Genomic DNA, 2,930 nt, shown 5'->3' with positions numbered 1-2,930 from the left:
ATGGTGGGAATTCTCCCGGCTGAGGGATCGAGGCGATCGGTGTGGTAGTTGACGGTCCGGGCGGCGCCGAACTGCCGGGCCAGGGCCAGACGCGGGTCGCGCCCGCCGGTCAGGACGATCTGCGACGTTCCATGGTGTTGCAGCAGCATCACCAGGATCAACCCGATCGGCCCGTCGCCGATCACCAGCACCGGTCCGCCGCGGTCGAACTCGCCCAGTCGGTTCATGCCGCGAACGCAGACCGCCAGCGGCTCGATCAGCGCGGCGGCGTTCAAGTCGAAATCGTCGGGCAGCACCTGGAGGTTCGCGGCTTCGGTGAGAAGGCACTCAGCGTACCCGCCGGGATGCTCAAAACCAACCTCGCTGCCGTCGGCCAAAACGTTCTCGGCGACGCAGGGCCGGCCGACCAGGGTCGCATCCACACCCTGTCCCACCGCGTCCACCGTGCCGGACCACTCGTGTCCGGGAACGGCGGGAAAGCCGGTCCGTTCCCATCCGGCGATCATCTCCAGATCCGTCGCGCAGATGCCGCAGGCAACGGTGTGGATGCGGACCTGTCCGGCGTGCGGTTCGGGCGTCGGCAAATCCTGGAACTCAAGCTGCCCCGGTGCGGTGTTGACGATGGCTTTCATGGGTTGACGATGACCTTGTTTCGTTCCGGACTGCCCATCGCCTCAACCGCCCGGTCGATCTCGGACAGCGTGAAGCGGTGCGAGATGATCCGCTCGACGTCCACCAGGCCGCTTCGCATCAGGCGGATGGCCCGGCTCATGGCGAGCGGCGTGGTGCCGAAACTGGCGTCCATTCGCGCCTCCAGGAAATGGGCCAGGCCGCCGTCCAGTTCGAACTTCTCGTGCGTGGTGATGCCGAACACGTTCCATTTGGTCCCGCGGCGAAGCAGCGAGACCATCAGCTTGACCGCCTCGATGGGACCGGCCGCCTCGACCACCAGGTCGGGCCCGTCGGGCAGGATGTCGTAGATCTGTTTTTTTACGTCGCCGGCTCGAGGATTGACGGTGTGCGTCGCGCCCAGCCGGCGGGCGTTTTCGAGGGCGTATTCGCTGGTATCGACGGCCAGCAGCCGTCCCGCTCCGGCCGCCGCCGCCACCATCATGCAGAGCAGGCCGATGCCGCCGACCCCGATCACCACCACGTCGTCGCCCACCTGCATCCGGCTGTATTGGATCACACCCTTCCATGCTCCGGAAAGGGGTTCGGTGACCGCCGCGGCGTCGAACGAGACGCTGGCGGGTTTGGCGAACAGCATGGACTCGCGGACCTTGAAGTATTCAGCGAACGCACCGGGCCAGACGTCGGGCGGGCCGTCGCCGCCGGTGGTGAACGCGTGCTCGCAGTAGTGCGTCCGGCCGGTTCGGCAGTTTTCGCACAGGCCGCAGAAGCCCGACGGCTGAACGATCACCTCATCGCCCGGCGCAAATTGCGTCACGCCCGGTCCGACCTCGGCCACGACGCCGCTGGGTTCGTGGCCGACGATGCAGGGAAACGTGACGTTGGTGCGGGCGCCGCGGATGGCTTTGTAGTCGGTCGCGCAGAATCCGCACGCGTTGACGCGGACGACCACCTCGCCCACGTTTTGGGGCTTCGGTACGGGGACCTGTTCCAGTCGCAGGTCATCTGGCCCGTGCAGCACAGCGGCAAGCATCGTGGACATCGCTTCAACTCCTTGCGAAAGTCGGCATAGTATCGCCCACGTGCGGCCCGGCGTCAAGTCTACGACGGGCCGCAACGCGTTGTCCGCCTTCCAAGAGTGAGCCGTCTCGTCGAAACTCAATAGCGTTCGAGATGCGCGGCAAACAACCCGGAGTCCGGACCGCTGCGGTGCATGAACGCCAGTCCCGCGTGCGGGTTGGCCAAGTCCGTCTCGCCCGGCAACGGCGTGAGCAGATTGAAGGCCGTGTTGGTGACGCGGATTTCGATGCGGTTGACGCCGGCGACCAGGGCGCGGCCGACGTCGAACCGATAGGGAGGCCAGACGCGAACGCCGCAGGGCGTCCCGTTGACGAGAACTTCGGCGCATTGGCCGGCCACGTCGGCGACCAACGCCATCCGCCCGGCCAGGTCATCCGCCGACAGATCGACGGTGGTGCAATACGTCGCGGTCCCGGCGAAGTACGGCAGTCCCTGGGTTCGCCACGAGCCCAGGCGGACGGGGGTCTCTTGCGCCATGGGCGTCAGGTGGTCTTTGTCGTCGACCATGAACCGGCCGACCAGGTAGACGTGCGGCAGGATGGCGCAGACGCCCGCATGGGCGGTCAGGCCCGGGATCACGCGATCCTCAGCCGTCGGCCGCCATTGTAGCCACAGGCGGTTTTCACCCGGCCTCAGTTGACTGGTGATGTCCACGGCGAACTGGTCGCTGTCGAACACGCGGCACGGGGCGATCCGATCGGCCAGGTCCACCGTATTGACGCGAACGCGAGGATAGCAGTCGCCTTCCAGCAGCAGCCGTGTTCGTTCGATCCGGCCGTCGCAGTGCACCCGGATGTGCACGTCGAAATGGCGACCGTCGGGCAGCGGCATGACCGTCGGATGGCATATCTTCAGCACGTTCTCCTGCTCGAGGGCGAGCTGCCACCGGTCCGGCAGCGCGATCCGTCTCGCCGGCGCCGGCTTGGCCGGCCGATGCGACGAGGCCCCGCTCACCGGGGTCAGGACGAACATGGCCGAGCCGAAGGCGTCGAACGATGCGACCAGGTGCGTTTCGCCGTCGGTCGTTTGATGATGAACTTCGTGGAACTGGCCGCTGTCCAGATCGATCCGCTGCACACCGTACCGGCCGGAAAAAACGATGGTGCAATCCTCTCGCGAGCGTCCGGCGATTTCGAATGCGAAGCAGAGCACTCGGCCGTCATTGAGCGTGCGGCGGGCGAAGGCGATTCGGTCGTCATCGAGCATCTTCACTCGCGTGT

General features: G+C 66.3%; 3 protein-coding genes. All 3 read right to left on the bottom strand.

Annotated features, from left to right (window positions below; genetic code table 11):
- Window positions 1-632 (bottom strand): alcohol dehydrogenase catalytic domain-containing protein (locus tag GXY33_06190; protein NLX04713.1); only part of this gene is annotated, 632 nt, incomplete at its 3' end.
- Window positions 629-1,672, bottom strand: coding sequence for an alcohol dehydrogenase catalytic domain-containing protein (locus GXY33_06185; GenBank protein ID NLX04712.1), 1,044 nt, complete (start codon window positions 1,670-1,672; stop codon window positions 629-631). The genes GXY33_06185 and GXY33_06190, both read right to left, overlap by 4 nt.
- Before the next feature lie 116 nt (window positions 1,673-1,788).
- Window positions 1,789-2,916 (bottom strand): hypothetical protein, encoded by a 1,128-nt coding sequence (locus tag GXY33_06180; GenBank protein NLX04711.1) that lies wholly within the window; start codon window positions 2,914-2,916, stop codon window positions 1,789-1,791.
- Window positions 2,917-2,930 lie beyond the last annotated feature (14 nt).

It is taken from the genome of Phycisphaerae bacterium (genome assembly GCA_012729815.1).
Lineage (GTDB): Bacteria > Planctomycetota > Phycisphaerae > JAAYCJ01 > JAAYCJ01 > JAAYCJ01.
This window is presented reverse-complemented; position numbering and strand designations above follow the sequence as displayed.

Coding starts and splice junctions, on each gene's coding strand:
- GXY33_06180 (NLX04711.1), bottom strand. CDS start 2,916: ATGCTCGATGACGACCGAATCGCCTTCGCCCGCCGCACGCTCAATGAC.
- GXY33_06185 (NLX04712.1), bottom strand. CDS start 1,672: ATGTCCACGATGCTTGCCGCTGTGCTGCACGGGCCAGATGACCTGCGA.